This window comes from Pseudoalteromonas sp. Cn5-37 (assembly GCF_021532495.1).
Lineage (GTDB): Bacteria > Pseudomonadota > Gammaproteobacteria > Enterobacterales > Alteromonadaceae > Pseudoalteromonas > Pseudoalteromonas simplex.
This window is the reverse complement of sequence record NZ_JAKGBA010000042.1, coordinates 1-15058: the sequence shown is the minus strand read 5'-3', so window position 1 is coordinate 15058 and position 15058 is coordinate 1. Positions and strand designations below refer to the sequence as shown.

12 protein-coding genes, 10 tRNA genes, 1 rRNA gene and 1 pseudogene are annotated in these 15058 nt (G+C 40.9%); 7 read left to right on the top strand and 17 right to left on the bottom strand.

The window, feature by feature from the left end; translation table 11 throughout:
- Nucleotides 1-87: ribosomal RNA gene (locus L1266_RS20785) — 16S ribosomal RNA — on the bottom strand; the annotation flags it as partial.
- A 594-nt stretch (nt 88-681) separates the two neighbouring features.
- On the opposite strand from L1266_RS20785, the gene L1266_RS20780 reads away from it, so the two are divergent.
- A complete protein-coding gene (locus tag L1266_RS20780) occupies nt 682-2100 on the top strand; it encodes an alanine/glycine:cation symporter family protein (protein WP_194442807.1) in 1419 nt (472 codons plus the stop codon).
- 17 nt (nt 2101-2117) lie between these two features.
- Here L1266_RS20780 and L1266_RS20775 read toward each other — a convergent pair whose 3' ends face one another.
- The 13 genes from L1266_RS20775 to L1266_RS20715 form a co-directional block, all read right to left on the bottom strand.
- Complete coding sequence (locus L1266_RS20775; protein ID WP_235378276.1) at nt 2118-2564, bottom strand: hypothetical protein; 447 nt, start codon at nt 2562-2564, stop codon at nt 2118-2120.
- Between the two features lie 172 nt (nt 2565-2736).
- Nucleotides 2737-2823: transfer RNA gene (locus L1266_RS20770), tRNA-Leu, on the bottom strand.
- A gap of 35 nt (nt 2824-2858) precedes the next feature.
- A tRNA-Cys gene (locus L1266_RS20765) sits at nt 2859-2932 on the bottom strand.
- An 18-nt stretch (nt 2933-2950) separates the two neighbouring features.
- Nucleotides 2951-3026: transfer RNA gene (locus L1266_RS20760), tRNA-Gly, on the bottom strand.
- A gap of 39 nt (nt 3027-3065) precedes the next feature.
- Nucleotides 3066-3152 (bottom strand) — tRNA-Leu (locus L1266_RS20755).
- Between the two features lie 39 nt (nt 3153-3191).
- A tRNA-Gly gene (locus L1266_RS20750) sits at nt 3192-3267 on the bottom strand.
- A 59-nt stretch (nt 3268-3326) separates the two neighbouring features.
- Nucleotides 3327-3413: transfer RNA gene (locus L1266_RS20745), tRNA-Leu, on the bottom strand.
- 34 nt (nt 3414-3447) lie between these two features.
- Nucleotides 3448-3521 (bottom strand) — tRNA-Cys (locus tag L1266_RS20740).
- A gap of 12 nt (nt 3522-3533) precedes the next feature.
- Nucleotides 3534-3609 (bottom strand) — tRNA-Gly (locus L1266_RS20735).
- Between the two features lie 139 nt (nt 3610-3748).
- Nucleotides 3749-4294: a CDP-diacylglycerol--glycerol-3-phosphate 3-phosphatidyltransferase gene (gene pgsA, locus L1266_RS20730; RefSeq protein ID WP_054564017.1), complete on the bottom strand. Its 546-nt coding sequence runs from the start codon at nt 4292-4294 to the stop codon at nt 3749-3751.
- 43 nt (nt 4295-4337) lie between these two features.
- A complete protein-coding gene (uvrC, locus tag L1266_RS20725; protein WP_235378275.1) occupies nt 4338-6161 on the bottom strand; it encodes an excinuclease ABC subunit UvrC in 1824 nt (607 codons plus the stop codon).
- Nucleotides 6162-6169: 8 nt separating this feature from the next.
- The gene (uvrY, locus tag L1266_RS20720) at nt 6170-6820 is read right to left on the bottom strand and encodes a UvrY/SirA/GacA family response regulator transcription factor (RefSeq protein WP_054553647.1); all 651 of its coding nucleotides are present in this window, start codon (nt 6818-6820) and stop codon (nt 6170-6172) included.
- Nucleotides 6821-6927: 107 nt separating this feature from the next.
- On the bottom strand, nt 6928-8079 hold the full coding sequence (locus tag L1266_RS20715) for a dicarboxylate/amino acid:cation symporter (RefSeq protein ID WP_054553767.1): 1152 nt from the start codon (nt 8077-8079) through the stop codon (nt 6928-6930).
- Nucleotides 8080-8294: 215 nt separating this feature from the next.
- Between L1266_RS20715 and L1266_RS20710 the strand changes: the two genes are divergently transcribed.
- From L1266_RS20710 to L1266_RS20700, 3 genes are all read left to right on the top strand, one after another.
- A complete protein-coding gene (locus tag L1266_RS20710; RefSeq protein ID WP_235378274.1) occupies nt 8295-10628 on the top strand; it encodes a carbohydrate binding family 9 domain-containing protein in 2334 nt (777 codons plus the stop codon).
- Nucleotides 10629-10868: 240 nt separating this feature from the next.
- Nucleotides 10869-11837 carry a cysteine synthase A gene (gene cysK / locus L1266_RS20705; RefSeq protein ID WP_054553648.1) on the top strand — a complete coding sequence of 323 codons (969 nt, stop codon included), beginning with the start codon at nt 10869-10871 and terminating at the stop codon, nt 11835-11837.
- A 154-nt stretch (nt 11838-11991) separates the two neighbouring features.
- Nucleotides 11992-12432, top strand: coding sequence for a hypothetical protein (locus L1266_RS20700; protein ID WP_138618601.1), 441 nt, complete (start codon nt 11992-11994; stop codon nt 12430-12432).
- A 73-nt stretch (nt 12433-12505) separates the two neighbouring features.
- On the opposite strand, the gene L1266_RS20695 is transcribed toward L1266_RS20700, so the two are convergent.
- Together L1266_RS20695 and L1266_RS20690 are read right to left on the bottom strand one after the other, a co-directional pair.
- Nucleotides 12506-12805 (bottom strand): DUF6172 family protein, encoded by a 300-nt coding sequence (locus L1266_RS20695; RefSeq protein ID WP_054553650.1) that lies wholly within the window; start codon nt 12803-12805, stop codon nt 12506-12508.
- A gap of 135 nt (nt 12806-12940) precedes the next feature.
- Nucleotides 12941-13456 (bottom strand): VC2046/SO_2500 family protein, encoded by a 516-nt coding sequence (locus tag L1266_RS20690; RefSeq protein ID WP_054553651.1) that lies wholly within the window; start codon nt 13454-13456, stop codon nt 12941-12943.
- 112 nt (nt 13457-13568) lie between these two features.
- Here L1266_RS20690 and L1266_RS20685 point away from each other — a divergent pair.
- Nucleotides 13569-13653, top strand: a tRNA-Tyr gene (locus tag L1266_RS20685).
- Between the two features lie 49 nt (nt 13654-13702).
- Nucleotides 13703-13787, top strand: a tRNA-Tyr gene (locus L1266_RS20680).
- A 37-nt stretch (nt 13788-13824) separates the two neighbouring features.
- Here the strand turns inward: L1266_RS20680 and L1266_RS20675 are convergent.
- A complete protein-coding gene (locus L1266_RS20675; protein WP_054553652.1) occupies nt 13825-14505 on the bottom strand; it encodes a M48 family metallopeptidase in 681 nt (226 codons plus the stop codon).
- A gap of 104 nt (nt 14506-14609) precedes the next feature.
- Here L1266_RS20675 and L1266_RS20670 point away from each other — a divergent pair.
- Nucleotides 14610-14933: pseudogene (locus tag L1266_RS20670) on the top strand (pentapeptide repeat-containing protein); the annotation flags it as partial.
- Nucleotides 14934-15058 lie beyond the last annotated feature (125 nt).

Below are 15058 nucleotides of genomic sequence, written 5' to 3'. Positions count from 1 at the left end.
GCAAGCTACTCTCTGTTACCGCTCGACTTGCATGTGTTAGGCCTGCCGCCAGCGTTCAATCTGAGCCATGATCAAACTCTTCAATTAAAAGTTTTTTGTTTGAAGTAAACTTCAAACCATGCTCAATAAATTCTGATTGTTTGTTTCTACTTTTTAAAAAAGTAAAATCAAAACGAATTGACTATATAGTCACTCATAAGAAATTGAGACTCTAAATTTGTTTGCTCCACTTAGTAAACTAAGCTTCGCTGTTAGAACTCAACCTGTACGAGTGCCCACACAGATGATTGCTTTATATTGTTAAAGAACGTTGCGACGTTGTCGCTAGGGATGCGTATAATACATCCTTAATTTTTTGAGTCAACACTTAATTTTAAACTTTCTTTTTAGACCGTTTTAAACCGAAGTTTTACTTAACTCTGTGTCACCTTGGTTCAGCGCTTTTCATTGCTGCCCGCCGTGTCAGTGGATGCGCATTATAGGGAGATGGATTTTTAACGCAAGCACTTTTTGAAGGTTTTTTTGAATATTTTCAAATTAATCACATACCCACCAAATGCAAACAAGTTACCCACAAACCCCTGTGGGTAACTGATGTTTTTTAGCAGAATAACTAAACTCTCCTCGCTTGATATGGTAACTTGCGCCGCAGATTTTCAACTCGCTCACAAGGCAAGAAAAATGACAGACATTATAAATAGTATAAGTGGTCTCCTTTGGGGTCACATTCTGGTTTACCTTTTAATAGCTGCGGGGCTATTTTTCACTCTTCGACTCGGTTTTATTCAATTCACTCAATTCCCACATATGATCAAAGTAATGTTTCAGAGCCGCCAAGGTTCTGGCGATGGCATTTCTTCATTCCAAGCTTTTTGTACTTCTTTAGCTGCACGAGTTGGTACGGGTAATATGGCAGGTGTTGCCGTTGCACTTTATTTAGGCGGAGCCGGTGCAATTTTCTGGATGTGGCTTATTGCATTAATAGGTATGGCGACAAGTTTTGCCGAGAGTACCCTTGCTCAGGCATATAAAACGGTCGATGAAGATGGCAACTTTCGTGGTGGCCCTGCTTATTATATGGAATATGGTTTGGGCAAACGCTGGATGGGTGTGATCTTTTCTCTTTGCCTTATTCTTGCTTTTGGCTTGGTATTTAATGCTGTTCAATCAAACTCTATTGCTGCTGCATTTAATGTTGCATTTGGTATTCCAAACTATGTTGTAGGCATCGGCTTAGTATTAGGGTCAGGTATTATCATTTTTGGTGGCTTAAAAACTATTTCACGTTTTGCAGAAATGGTTGTGCCATTTATGGCACTGGCTTATTTGTTAGTTGCACTTTATGTATGTGCCATAAACTACGATTTATTACCTAATGTATTTATGCATGTCATTAATAGTGCCTTTGGTATCGAGCAAGCGGGTGCGGGTGCAATAGGTTATGGTGTAATGCAGGCCATGATCCAGGGTATTAAGCGTGGCTTATTCTCTAATGAAGCTGGTATGGGTAGCGCTGCAAATGCTGCTGCAACGGCAACACCTAACCCACCGCACCCAGCCTCACAAGGTTATGTACAAATGCTCGGCGTATTTGTAGATACAATTATTATATGTACTGCAACTGCAGCCCTTATTTTATTATCACAACAGCTTATACCTGATTCAGGTGTGACTGGCATTGCGTTAACACAAGCTGCCCTTGAAGAACATGTTGGTAGCTGGGGTGCCACCTTTGTTGCAATTGCAATTTTGTTTTTTGCATTTACCTCGATTGTTGCTAATTATTCTTATGCCGAAACCAATTTATTGTTCTTAGAGCATAACCATGCATCGGGTATGTTGATCTTCCGATTACTGGTACTTGGTATGGTGATGTTTGGTGCGCTTGGAGAATTACCATTAGTTTGGACCCTTGCCGATGTCTCTATGGGTCTAATGGCTATCGTTAACGTCATCGCTTTGTTTATGTTATCGGGCGTCGTTATTTGGCTCGCGAAGGATTACAACACCCAACGTAAGGCAGGTAAATTACCTACTTTTGATCCTTCGCAAAACAAAAAGCTAGATCAAACCATTCCTAAAGGCGCATGGCGTAAATAATCTAGTTAAGTAAATTCTTATTTAGGGAGCGTTTGTGCTCCCTTTTTTGTATTTGTTAACTTTTCGAAAACAGACATGATAAATGTAATTTGTTGCTCGTTAAGTTTGAGCTCAAGCTTAGTAACAAGTTGCCCTTTAATTTGCGCTTTTAATGCTTGTTTTTGCTCTGCGGTTAGTAATGGCTGCGATTGTTGCTGATAAGATTGCACAGCATTAAGCATATCCATCACCACGTCATTATCAAAATCGGTTAGCGCCGCTTTCGCATTACTAATTGCCTGCTCTGATTTATCGAAGACCGTCGATACTTTATCAACAAGCACGCTCACCTCATGAATTTTCAGAACGTCGTTAATGTGCGACATAATAATCGCAACAGGAATAAGAACTAACGATATCGCTAGACAAAGCCCAAACACTGCGCCTACCCAGAACTGATTTAAGCCACGTTTAAATTGCTCCATTCTCTTTCCTTGATCCTATTTAGTGAATTCAGTAGTGCTGAAAACTTGAAAACGCGTTAGCTGTTTTAAAAAGACTAAGGAAACTATAAAGCTATTTTGGCAATAAAAAAATAATTTGATGAGATTAAAAAAAGAAATAAAAATGAAATAGAGAAGAGGTATTTTATGTAAATGGTGCCCGGGGCCGGACTTGAACCGGCACGCTGTTACCAGCGAGGGATTTTAAATCCCTTGTGTCTACCAATTCCACCACCCGGGCATCGGGTCGCTCGAAAGAGCATGTGGAGTATTATATGGAGGCGGAACCCGGAGTCGAACCGAGGTAGACGGATTTGCAATCCGCTGCATGGCCACTCTGCCATTCCGCCTTATCGCTTCCAAATAATTGGAGCGGCACACGAGGCTCGAACTCGTGACCTCAACCTTGGCAAGGTTGCGCTCTACCAACTGAGCTAGTGCCGCAAATTTGTTTCTTTATCCATTAAACTATTTAAGTTTAAATGGTGCCCGGGGCCGGACTTGAACCGGCACGCTGTTACCAGCGAGGGATTTTAAATCCCTTGTGTCTACCAATTCCACCACCCGGGCATCGGGTTTGCTATTAAAAGCAAGTGGATAAAGCTAATATGGAGCGGCACACGAGGCTCGAACTCGTGACCTCAACCTTGGCAAGGTTGCGCTCTACCAACTGAGCTAGTGCCGCATCATATTAACTCTAATATCATTTTTATAACCACATTTGGTACTGTAGTTAACCACAAATGGTGCCCGGGGCCGGACTTGAACCGGCACGCTGTTACCAGCGAGGGATTTTAAATCCCTTGTGTCTACCAATTCCACCACCCGGGCATCGGGTTGCTCATAGAGCGCGTGGAGTGTTGAATGGAGGCGGAACCCGGAGTCGAACCGAGGTAGACGGATTTGCAATCCGCTGCATGGCCACTCTGCCATTCCGCCAAATTAGATAATTGGAGCGGCACACGAGGCTCGAACTCGTGACCTCAACCTTGGCAAGGTTGCGCTCTACCAACTGAGCTAGTGCCGCTTTCTTTATCTTGGGGGCTATGCCCTCTCAACACGGACGCATTCTACAGAGATTATTAAACGCGTCAATATAAAAAATGCTAGTTTTGAACTGTTTGCTTATTTTTTATCTAAAACGGTGTGTAATTAAACGTTTAGGATCAATTTTTGGTCAATTCTGACCATGCCGCTATTAAATACTGCAACATAGAACTAAGCGTTAAGAATGTTGCGACGTACAAAAGGCCATAACTTAAGTAGATCATCCATGTATCAAACTGCCAGATCAAACCAATAATGGCTAGCATTTGTGCCGCAGTTTTAAACTTGCCCATGTTTGATACAGCTACGTTGTCACGTTTACCCTGCTCTGCCATCCATTCGCGTAAGGCAGAGATAACAATTTCACGGCTAATAATCACTAATGCCGGAATAGTCATATACAAGCTTTGGTAGTGGCTTGATAAAGCAACCAGTGCTGCACACACCATTACTTTGTCAGCGACAGGATCTAAGAACGCACCAAAAGGCGTTGACTGATTTAAACGACGCGCTAGATAGCCATCCAGAATATCTGTGATTGACGCAAGCCAGAAAACAAATGCAGCTGCGAAAAACGCCCATGAGAAAGGCAAATAAAATATCACCAAAAAAATGGGGATAAGAAAAAGTCTAAAGGTTGTGAGTGTGTTTGGAATATTCCACATAACTACTTGGAGATGTCTTTTTTTTACTATATTCGCACGAAGGCTACGCCTTGTCATGCAAATGATTAAATATCTTTTCAGCCATTTCAGGGCTGATCCCAGGAACTTGTTTTAATTGGTCTATATTAGCAGCTTTTACCCCTTGCATGCCCCCTAAATATTTTAATAATGCTTGTCGGCGCTTTTGTCCAACGCCGGTAATTTCCTCTAACAATGATTGTGTGCGTTGTTTTTGTCGTTTATTACGATGCCCTGCAATGGCAAAACGGTGCGACTCATCACGAATATGCTGAATTAAATGCAGCGCTGGTGCATCTGAATCAAGTGGTATTGTTTTACGTCCGCCATCAATTAATAGCGTTTCTAAACCTGGTTTCCGACTAGTACCTTTTGCAACACCCACCAGCAATGGCATTTTATTATGCGGCCAGTTTTCAAAATATTGCTCAGCACGAGATAATTGACCTTTACCACCATCGATAAAGATGACATCTGGAATTTTTTCTTCATCGACTACTTTGTTGTAGCGTTTATTAAGTGCAAATTCCATCGCAGCATAATCATCACCGCCGGTGATACCAGTAACATTAAATCGACGATATTCTTTATTATTAGGCCCTTGCGAATCAAACACCACACAACTTGCTACCGTGTTTTCACCCATTGTATGGCTGATATCAAAACATTCCATGCGATTAATATCATCTAGGCGTAATGTTTCTTTTAATCGTGCGTAACGTTTGTTGATTGAATCCTGCGTGCTTTGCTTAACACTAATGCTATTAAGGGCATTTTTATTAGCAAGCTTTAAATACTGTGCCCGCTCACCGCGATTAGCAACTTTTAAACTCACTTTACGTTCAGAGATAGCCGTAAGCGCTTCACTTAATGGCTCACTTTCTTCAATACTGAACGGTAAGATAATTTCTTTGGCAATACGCCCCGTTGCACCGGGTGCTAAATAATATTGACCTAAAAACGAGGTTAGAATTTCTTCTTCACCGGAGTCTTTTGGTACTTTAGGGAAATAAGTTTTACTGCCTAGCACTTTGTGGTCGCGGATCATTAATAAGTGAACCGCATTTAAACCATTTAAATGCGCAAAACCCACTACATCCATTTCGGCATGATTACCTGAAATAGATTGTTGCTCCTGCATTTTTCGAAGCAACATGATTTGGTCACGGACTTTGGCCGCAAGCTCGAATTTAAGTTCTTTACTTGCTTGCTCCATCTTTGTGACTAAATCGGCGATAACTTCATGAGATTTACCCAGCAAAAACTTACGGACAAAATCAACTTCTTGTTGGTACTCTTCATCGGAGATTTTATTTACACACGGTGCTGAGCAGCGCTTTAACTGATATTGTAAACAGGGACGGCTTCTCGCTCGATAATAGGCATCTTCACATTGGCGAACCGGAAAAATTTTTTGCATTAAACGCAAACTTTCAGAAACCGCCCCCGCACTTGGGAATGGACCAAAATATTCGCCTTTAATTTTTCGGCTACCACGATGAAAAGCAAGTCGTGGGTGCTTATGATCAGTTAACAGAATATATGGATATGACTTATCATCTCGCAGCAAAATATTATAACGAGGCTGATATTTTTTTATTAGATTGTTTTCGAGTAATAAGGCTTCGGTTTCGGTGTTAGTCAGGGTGACTTCAATACCGCAAATATTACTGACTAAGACACGCGTTTTACTATCAGTTACATTGCTACGGAAGTAACTACTGACACGCTTTTTTAGATTTTTTGCCTTACCGACATAGATAACTTGCCCTTCACTATCAAGCATTCGGTAGACACCGGGCTCACTTGATAGTGTTTTTAAAAAACGGGCTGGTTCGAAATCAGACATTGAGCAAATTAATGCGAGCTATCAATGTCGATCATTTTATGACGAATTGCTAAATGGGTAAGTTCAACATCCCCCCCTACATTTAGCTTTTCAAACATGCGATAGCGATAGCTATTCACCGTTTTTGAACTGAGGTTCAAACGCTCTGCGATGTCTTGCGCTTTCTCACCTTTAGTGATCATCAGCATGATTTGCAGCTCACGCTCAGACAAACTCTGGAAAGGGTTTTCATCTGTTCGCCCACTTACCTGGGCAAGCGCAATTTGCTGCGCAATTTCAGGCGCAATATAACGTTGTCCTGCATTCACTGCACGAATGGCGTTAACCATTTCGTCAGAACCGGCACCTTTAGTCAGATAACCGTGTGCACCGATTTGCATTACTTTACTTGGGAATGGGTCTTCACAATGCACAGTAAGCACAATAATTTTTACATCTGGGCAATAACGACAGATTTTCTTTGTCGCTTCTAAACCGCCAATACCTGGCATATTCATGTCCATCAACACGATATCTGGTGAATGTTGACGGCAAAATTGCACCGCTTCTTCACCGGTTTTAGCTTCACCCACCACTTTAAAACCGCGAACATCATCAAGTATACGTCTGATCCCTGTCCGTACAAGTTCATGGTCATCAACTAAAAGTACATTAATCAATGGAACACCCTCAAATAACCAAATAGCTGCTTTTGCACAATTTAATGTGCCACATTAGCACAGAAAAAGTGAAACGATAAATCAAAATATCGTTTCACTAATTAAATTTAAGCTGATGCTTTCTCGCTGAAACGATCAACCCATAGGGCAATGATACCATCACCTGTTACATTACAGGCAGTACCAAAGCTATCTTGTGCTAAATAAAGTGCAATCATTAATGCAACCGCACCTTCATTAAAACCAAGCATACTTGTTAAAAGACCCAATGCCGACATAACAGCCCCACCTGGTGCGCCAGGCGCAGCAATCATTACAACGCCTAGCATCATAATAAATGGCAACATACCAAATAACGATGGTACATCCATATTCGGTGATAAGAACATGACAGCCATTGCACATGTCACAATCGTAATTGTTGAGCCCGATAAATGGATGGTTGCACATAAAGGTACTGTAAAGTTAGCCACATCTTCTTTTACGTTATTTGCTTTACTTGAGCGAAGCGAAACAGGAATTGTTGCTGCACTCGACATTGTACCTAAAGCAGTAAAATAAGCGGGTAGCATATTTTTTACAAGCTCTAATGGATTACGCTTTAGTAAAAGGCCTGTAGATACATATAAAACAGTTAGCCATAGCCAATGCATAATTAATGCAGCTAGCAAAACAATACCAAAGGTTTGTAGCGTATCAACCACGGTGCCAGCAACTGTCATTTCCGCGAAAACACCGGCAATGTAGAAAGGTAACGCAGGAATAATTACTTTTGCTAGTAAGCCATCAATCACATCACGGCCCTGATCTGATACTTTCTTTAACGTATCAAGCTGTAATTGGCTCATACCAATACCAAAAATGAACGCCGCAGCAAGTGCTGTCATGACACTCATTAGAGGTGGAATTTCTAAATCGATAAAGCTACCTACTTCGGTAGCAACTTCAGCCTCAAACGTTAAACCGCCATCAAACAATGGGATCATAGCGCTGACAAGTAAAAATGCTAAGGTGCCGGCAATAACGGTTGAACCATATGCAAAGCCAACTGTTTTCCCTAACAAATGACCAGACCCTTTTGGTAAACCAGCAATACCTGATGCGATAAAAAATAAAATAATTAACGGAATGGTAAAGGTGATCAACTGACCTATTATTTCTTTTACTGTGTAAAGGAGTTCAACACCTGTTAGTGGCACATATAAGCCCACTAAAATACCGGCAACAATACCAGCAATTAATTTTAGAATTAAATTCATAACGATCACTTCAATTTTTAGGTGGTAATCTTTTACCACGTTTTAGTTTACTTTTGTTATAAAACAGCCAAATTAACGTTTAACTGCGCAAATTACCACCACAGCTTGTTAGAATCTAATTTGAACGTAAATATATGCGCCCTGTCGCGTTGCATTTGTTAACAAAGTTGCAAATTAATAACATGCTCGCAGTTTTGAATACCCGTATAGTGCTTATGTATAAATCAATGTTAAGTGCCGCTCTATTGAGCGTGCCTTTTACCAGCTTGGCCACCAGCCAGCCTGTCACCCTTCCTTTTATTGCAGAGCAGGCAACAATCGACGGCCAGCTTAATGAACCAAGTTGGCAACGTGCCAAAAAAATTACCATAGGCAACGTTACTTGGCCTTACGAAAACAGTAAAAGCCCCGTCACCACCTACGCTTTTGTTTATGAGGATGGCGAAACACTCTATGTAGGCTTTGAAGCGAGAGATCCGAACCCTGAACTTATTCGCGCCTTTTATCGTGATCGTGATGCCGCCTGGGATGATGACTTAGTTGGCCTAAAAATAGATTCATACAATAACTCTCAATTAGCCTATCAATTTTTTATTAATCCTCTTGGCGTACAGCAAGACTCAATAGAAAATGAACTAACCAAGCAAGAAAGCTCATCATGGGATGGTATTTGGGATAGCGTCGGTGTTATTCATGATAAAGGCTATACCGTTGAAGTGGCCATTCCATTACGCGTATTGAATTTTGACGACAGCGTAGCGACTAAAACGATGGCAATAGAGTTTTTACGCTTTTTACCGCGCAGTGAACGGTTACGTATCTCAAATATGCAGATTGACCACGGGAACAATTGTTGGATTTGCCAAATGCCAAGTTACCAAGGCTTTGAACAAGCAAAGCAAGGCAATAACGTAGCGATTATTCCATCTTTGGTGCTTGGCAAAAATGAGACCCGTGATATTGATGGCTCTCAAGTAGCTGATTGGGAGTCAGAGAACAATACTGAAGCCAGCCTAGATGTTAAATGGGGGATCACCCCAGACATTACTTTAAATGCGACGATTAATCCTGATTTTTCTCAGGTCGAAGCGGATGTCGCACAATTGAGCGTGAACAATAACTTTAGTTTATTCTTCCCTGAAAAGCGTGCCTTCTTTTTAGATAACGCTGACTACTTTGCCTCAACACTTAACCTTATTCATACCCGTAATATTGCCCAGCCAGATTACGGCACGAAAATCACCGGCAGCAAAAATGGCCATACATTTGCCGGTTTCATTGCCAATGACACACAAACAAATGTGTTGATCCCGGGCAATTTAGGTTCATCGCTTGTCGCCCTCGACGAAAAAGGTGAAAACGGTGCCCTGCGTTATCGATACGATTTTGAATCAGGATTATCACTTGGCTCAACGGCAACACACAGACAAAGTGATGACTACAAGAACACGGTTTACAGTATTGATAGTAAATACAAACCAACAGTCAACGATGTTTTTTTAGTGCAAGTATTAAAGTCACAAACGCAATACAGCCAAGACTTCATAGATGAGTTATGTGATGGAGATAACTGCTCACAGCCAGAGCAAGTAAGCTGTGAATTAAATAGTGACTGCGACTACAACGAAGGCGTACTGCGTGTTTTGAGTAAAGAACAGCAATCAGGCACTGGTTACTACGTAAAGTATCAACATGACGAGAAATATTGGCGCGCATTTGCCGATTATAATTATCGCGATGCCGATTTGAGAGCAGACTTAGGTTTTATCTCACAAGTTGATTTTAAGAAGTTTACGACTGGGGGTGAATACCGTTGGTATGGTGATAAAGGTAATTGGTGGAATCGCGCAAACCTTTATGCCGATTGGGATATTACTCACAACGAAAATAATGAACTTCTCGAAAAAGAAGCACAAACCAGCTTTTCAGTCAGCGGCCCGTTACAAAGCTTTTTTGAGGTCTCTGTTGAGCATCGTAATCGCACTGGCCTTCGCCACGACAAATCACGTTTAGATATCGACGACAACACCGACTTGTTTAGCGAAAATGGCGTTGGCTTGTACAGTGACTTTAAACCCACCGCTGGGGTATTTGCTTCTTTATATATGTACACAGGTAATGCCGTTGATTTAGCTAATAACCGCGTTGGTGATAAGTTCCATATACGCCCTGTGCTGAATATGAACCTTGGTAAGCATTTTGAAGTGCGTTTACGTCATACTTATGAGCAACTTGAAGCCGATGGCAGTGAAGTATTTACCGCCAATTTAAGTGATGTGCGTTTAACTTACCAATTCAACGTGAATAGCTTTTTACGCCTTGCAGTCATTTATACCGATTTAGAACGCAATCAGGCTAATTACATAGATGATGTTGATAGCCAATATAAAAAGTTAGCCACTCAGCTACTGTATTCTTACAAGCTGAACCCGCAAACTGTATTCTTTGCTGGTTACTCTGATAATGGCTATCAAGATGATGAGCTGTCATCAATGACTAAAGAGCAGCGTACGTTATTTGCCAAGTTTAGCTACGCTTGGTTGCTTTAAGACCCTATTAGCGCACCTTTTGGTGCGCCCTCCCCTTACTTTGTTTGCTTGTTCCTAAACTATATTAATTCCAACTGAAACTCGCACCTTGAGATGGTTTGGGTATCTAAGCCTATTCGCTATATGTTATAGCCAAAGTTTACTTTCGTTTTTTATTCACCACAGTAAAGTGTGACTATTACAGATCAATAGCCTAAGCTCATTGATCACGATTGAATAAATTGCTTCCAAGGGAACAGTATGTCTAACATTTTTGAAGATAATTCATTAACGATTGGTAATACACCAATTGTAAAGCTTAACCGCGTAACATCAGGTAATGTTTTTGCTAAAGTAGAATCACGTAACCCAAGCTTCAGTGTTAAATGCCGTATTGGTGCTTCAATGATCTGGGAAGCAGAAAAGTCAGGTGTCTTAACTAAAGACAAAGAGTTAATCGAGCCGACTTCAGGCAACACAGGTATTGCACTAGCATTTGTAGCGGCTTCTCGTGGCTACAAACTAACTCTAACTATGCCTAACACAATGAGCCTTGAGCGTCGTAAATTATTAAAAGCGTTAGGTGCTAACCTAGTTTTAACTGATGGCGCTAAAGGCATGAATGGCGCAATTCAAAAAGCAAAAGAAATTCAAGCAAGTGAGCCTGAAAAGTACATTCTTTTACAACAGTTCGAAAACCCAGCTAACCCAAAAATTCACTTTGAAACAACAGGTCCTGAAATCTTTGAAGCAATGGACGGAAAAATCGACATTTTCGTAGCAGGTGTTGGTACTGGTGGTACTATTACAGGTGTTAGCCGTTACCTTAAACTAGAGAAAGGCTTAAATGTACAATCGGTTGCTGTTGAACCAACTAACTCGCCAGTTATTAGCCAAACTTTAGCTGGTGAAGAAATTAAACCGGGCCCTCATAAAATCCAAGGTATCGGTGCAGGCTTTATCCCTGGCAACCTTGATTTAGAAGTTGTAGATGCTGCAGAGCAAGTATCAAATGAAGATGCCATTGCCATGGCTCATGAACTGATGAAAAACGAAGGCATTTTAGTGGGTATTTCTTCAGGTGCCGCAGTAGTTGCTGCAAAGCGCCTTGCTGAAAAACCTGAAAACGCAGACAAAAACATTGTGGTAATTTTACCAAGTGCAACTGAGCGTTACTTATCAAGCCCATTATTTGCTGAAGAGTTCAGCGATAAAGAGCTTGTTCAGTAATCACCAAGAATCTCTTAGTTTTTAAAAAGGATGCAAACATGCATCCTTTTTTATTATCCAAAATAAATAAAACTATTAATTTTACCGAGTTAACTTTACATCATGCTCATTTAGTCACACACTTTATTTTAAGTTCACTCGAAAAACTACAACAATGAAAAATATACTTTTAATTTTTATCCTTTTAAGTAGCAGCATTCTTTCTGGTTGCGGCTCTGAAGATGCACCAAAAGGTGAAAAAAACACCCCTGGTAACGTAGCGACCCTCTATTTTGATGCTTTGTATAACCAAAACGATTTAAATAAAGCGATGGAATACGCCACGCCGAAAATGGCGCGAATTATGAAATCTTATGGTACCGCTGGGCAGTTCGCTCGCAACTTAGTCAATATGCAATACGATGAAGTGGTGATTGAAGTCGATATGACTAACATGAGCTTGCGCGAACAGTATGGCGATAAAGCCAACATCAATTTGATTTTTACGGGTTATTTTAATGGTAAGAAAATTGATGATATGCGCAGTGTGAAAATGATGCGTAAAAAAGGCAATTGGTACATAGAAAAAATAAATGCCGATCCGTTTGCGCGATAATTGATTACTAAAACTAAAAAGGGCCTGATGGCCCTTTTTTGTTTTAGAGTATTACTGCGAACTGATATTCGTATTACTCTTCGTCAAACTCTTGATGTTGACGCTGTGCAGGACGCGCTAAGATTTCAACATAAAACGATGTAAGCTCTTTTGCTTCAATATCGCTAATACATTTATTAATCTCTGCCACGTGAACGACATTGGCCTCATCCGCTGATTCACCAAACTTACAGTCAAACGCCCAATAGTCGGCACCTGCTGGGAGTGTTTTATTACGCTCACGTTTCAAGTATTTTTTTACTTCGTGCTTGGCTGCATCAACCATACGAGGGTATTTAATTTTCTCGTGGTTTAGCGTGAATGTTTTCTTCATTATAGTCCTAGTAACTTGGTTCAATGACAATGGCATTAAGCCATAGACTGCTATTATAACAAGCGCATCTTAATTTAGCTGTACTTTTTATTAAGTTTATTCATAGTCTATGACAATTCGATTAAGCCTCGAATGCTAAGCTGTCGCCAAATGCAGAGGTTGATGTATCGCCTCATTAGTAAGACTATCATAAAATGCGGCAGCGTCGATTTGTGGGCGCTCAACGGGTTTGTTTTTTTCATAAAAGCGTTTTCTAACTGCTGGCTCACAGTTATCAATCACTTCTAGCGGCACATGTTGCTTATCATCACGAACATTCAAAGGCTCTGGATTTAAGCAATGACGTAATTTTATATCTGATAAACCACCTTGCAATAGTCTAAATGCATTTTCTTGCCCAATTAGCATATCAAACTGTTCGGGAGCTAATGGTTGTGTAGGACCAGCACCTAATTCAGTACGCAGAGCAGACTCAGATACTTCAGGATTGCTTAATTCAGTTTTTGGTAGGTGGAACTGGCTAAAATCGAGCGCATCATGAGAAAGCATTGCGAGTAATAAAGCAAACTCTCCAGAGCGGTGCTCGTGAACACTTTTATTAAGACGATTATCGAGTTGACTCTCTGTGAGCAACAAACCATCAATTTGCATAGTCTTTAGCCAAATAGTTTCTTGATTAACCAGTTATCGGCATTTATGCATTTTTCTTTAGTTTTTTTCTTTACTTAAATAATCAGTTTGCTATTATCAGCGCCGTTGCATTGGAGGGGTTCCCGAGCGGCCAAAGGGATCAGACTGTAAATCTGACGGCTCAGCCTTCGCTGGTTCGAATCCAGCTCCCTCCACCACTTTTCTTCTCAGTGAAGTGGGGCCAAATGCAATAGTAAAAATTTGTGTGGAGGGGTTCCCGAGCGGCCAAAGGGATCAGACTGTAAATCTGACGGCTCAGCCTTCGCTGGTTCGAATCCAGCTCCCTCCACCACTCTTACTCTTTCTAGCTTTACTCTCGCTAACTTAATCTACCAACTCAAACTGCTCCCATTCGCTTTTAACCATTGCTCTGCTTTTTTATAGTCTGGATAAAACTGGCTCACACGTTGCCAAAACTTAGCGCTATGATTCATATGTAAAAGATGCGCAAGCTCATGGACAACTACATAATCAATCACCCAGGTTGGCGCACTTGCTAAATGTAAATTAAAAGTCAGCTCACGGCGTTTGTTACAACTGCCCCAGCGACGTTTATAATGTTGAATTTTAAGCTTTGTAGGCAACGTCTCAGACATTTGCAAGCAGTAATCATGCACTCGCATTTCGATATAGCTCTCAAGCTTTTCATGCATAAACTGCTCAAGCAAAGCGAGGTAGTTAGCCTCTTGATGTTTGACACGTGATGATATTAGTAAGGTAAGCTGAGGCCGCGCATCTTGTTGCCAAGTGTTTTTCGGGCCTTTGCCGAATACTATTGGGACGTTTTGCCCAAACAACTTAATAGTGGCGTTTACTAATGGCAATTGGCGACGCTCAGCTTGCATAGATTGCTTTGCTATTTGTTCAGCGACCCAATCTTGCTTAGTGTTTAGCCAGGCATCTATTTCAGTTTGTGGAACATAAAAAGGCGCATACACAGTGAGTTTCTGCTCAGCAACTTTAATTGCCACGGTTGTTCTGCGTTTACTGCGCTTTAGGGTGTAATCCAACAAAAGTAAGCCAATTCAATTAATAAAAAAATGAGAGATTCCATTTTACCCTGCTAAATAGCTGCTAATCTATAAAGATGACTCACAAATAAGTTTTCATCCTTATGCCTGACAAACCATGTTGTAGTTATACCTCACCAACAGGTAACAAGTGCCAAGAAACAGATATGGGCTCTGGATTTTGCTTTTGGCATGATAGTAAATTTGATAAATCAGGGCTAGATCTAACCCAAAAATTAGAACGCTATGCCAAAAAAGGAGGCTTACTAGAAGGGTTACAATTAAAGCGAGCAAATCTTTCTGGGCTTAACTTAATCAAACAGGATGATGAAGAGGGCTATAACCTTTCTTACTGCAACTTCTATCGAGCAAATTTAACGGGCGCTCATTTATTTAATAATAAGATTGCTAATGCCTCACTAATGAAAGGGCCTTGTTGATCAAATGCAGCTCTCTAATAAACTCACTTAACTTACTGATATTTAGGCAGACCAAGGGTGTTGATCTTATTTAGCGCCTTCACTTTGATCATCGCTTCAACCAGTTGGCGATT